At 71.8% G+C, this 1,887-nt stretch carries 2 protein-coding genes; one reads left to right on the plus strand and one right to left on the minus strand.

Annotation, left to right across the window (positions count from 1 at the left end):
- Positions 1 to 1,140, plus strand: a 1,140-nt coding sequence (locus FV229_RS26650) for an oxalate decarboxylase family bicupin (RefSeq protein ID WP_246688357.1), incomplete at its 5' end; no start/stop codon positions are given.
- Positions 1,141 to 1,149: 9 nt separating this feature from the next.
- Here the strand turns inward: FV229_RS26650 and FV229_RS26655 are convergent.
- On the minus strand, positions 1,150 to 1,887 hold a 738-nt coding region (locus FV229_RS26655), incomplete at its 5' end, for a DUF2778 domain-containing protein (RefSeq protein ID WP_147754791.1).

The following is a 1,887-nucleotide window of genomic DNA, read 5'->3' on the forward strand; positions in this document are numbered from 1 at the left end:
GCCGAGGGGCCGACGCCGGAGCGGGCCGGCAAGGGCGCCGACGTGCTCGGGCCGCGCAACCCGGCGCGCGAGGCGGAAGACCCCAACACGGTCGCGCCGCCCACGACGGATCACGGCACCATGCCGAACCTGAAATGGTCCTTCGCCGACAGCCACATGCGGTTGGATGAGGGCGGCTGGGCGCGCCAGACCACCGTGCGCGAACTGCCGATCTCCAGGGCGATGGCCGGCGTGACCATGCGCCTCAAGGCCAACGCGGTACGCGAGATGCATTGGCACAAGGAGGCCGAGTGGTCCGACATGATCAAGGGCCGGGCCCGGATCACCGCGATCGACGCGGAGGGCCGCACCTTCGCCGACGCCGTCGGCGAGGGCGACCTCTGGTACTTCCCCTCGGGCATCCCGCACTCGATCCAGGCGCTCGAATCGGACGTCGAGGGCTGCGAGTTCCTGCTGGTGTTCGACGACGGCGGCTTCTCGGAGGATTCGACCTTCCTGATCACCGACTGGCTCGCGCACACCCCGAAGGACGTGCTCGCCAAGAACTTCGGCCTGCCCGAGAGCGCCTTCGGGAACATCCCGGAGCGCGAACTCTACATCTTCCCCGGCGCGAAGCCGGACCCGCTGGCCGGCGACCGCATGGGCGGGGCCGGCGCGATCCCGAAATCGTTCAGCCACCGGGGGCTGGCGCAGGAGCCGATCCGCACGAAGGGCGGGACGGTGCGGATCACCGACACCTCGAACTTCCCCGCCTCGGAGACGATCGCGGCGGCCCTCGTCGAGCTGGAGCCCAGCGCGATGCGCGAGCTGCACTGGCACCCGAACGGCGACGCGTGGCAGTACTACCTCTCGGGCAAGGGGCGGATGACGGTGTTCGGCTCGGAATCGAAGGCCCGCACCTTCGACTATCAGGCCGGCGACGTCGGCTACGTGCCGTTCGCCATGGGCCACTACATCGAGAACACCGGCGACACGCCGCTGACCTTCCTCGAGATGTTCAAGAGCCCGCGCTACGCCGACCTGTCGCTGCGCCAGTGGATGGCGCTGACGCCGCACGCCCTCGTCCAGGCGCATACCCGGATCGACCCGAAGCTGATCGACGGCCTGTCGGCGAAGAAGGGGCCGGTCGTGCCGGTTTAAGCGAGCGGCCTATGCATCGGTGCCGAGGCGGGCCGAGCGGCCAGAGCCGGCCGGCGGGGTGGCGCTCGGCGGCGCCTGCTGCGCGACGCTCGGCGGTGCGTCCTGGCCGCGGCCCGGCACGACGACGAGGCGCTGGATCTCGCCCCGCAGGTAGGCCTGCAGGAACGCTTGGTAGTCCTTGAACGAGACGCAGCCGTTCGAGGCGCCGGTCGGCCCGAGCATGTAGGTGTGGGCGAGGAGGCCGACCCGGCCGTAGACCGCACCGCTGCCGCCGACGGGGGTGAGGCGGATCGCGCGGACGCCGTGGAACAGGTCCTCCCGCTCGGTGAGGTCGTAGGTGCCGGGCGGCGTCGCGCCCCGCATGCGCACGTGGGCGTTGCGCGGGTCGTCCATGATCTCGCCGAGGCCGGAATGCGCTTCCAGCTTCGTGCCGTTGGGCAGCGTCACGATGCGCGCGCTGATGTCGTAGACGGCGACCGCCGCCGGGTCGGGGTTCGCCGGGGGCACGATCCGCTGCCGCGGCAGGGTCGCGGGCGACGGCGTCTCGAGGGCGGCGTAGGCCATGGTCGGCGTCGACGTGCGCTCGATCCCGAAGAACTTTTCCAGGAAGTTGCGGTCGTCGGGGGCGGGTGCCGGGATCGCCGCGGTCCGGGTGCGGCGCGACGCCTGCCTGTCGGCGCGGCGCGTCGTCTCGGTGCCGGCCGGGCGGCGGAATTCGGGCGGGCGCGGCACCGGCAGCGGCACCAT

Origin of the sequence: Methylobacterium sp. WL120, assembly GCF_008039465.1 — a bacterium.
GTDB classification, from domain to species: domain Bacteria; phylum Pseudomonadota; class Alphaproteobacteria; order Rhizobiales; family Beijerinckiaceae; genus Methylobacterium; species Methylobacterium cerastii.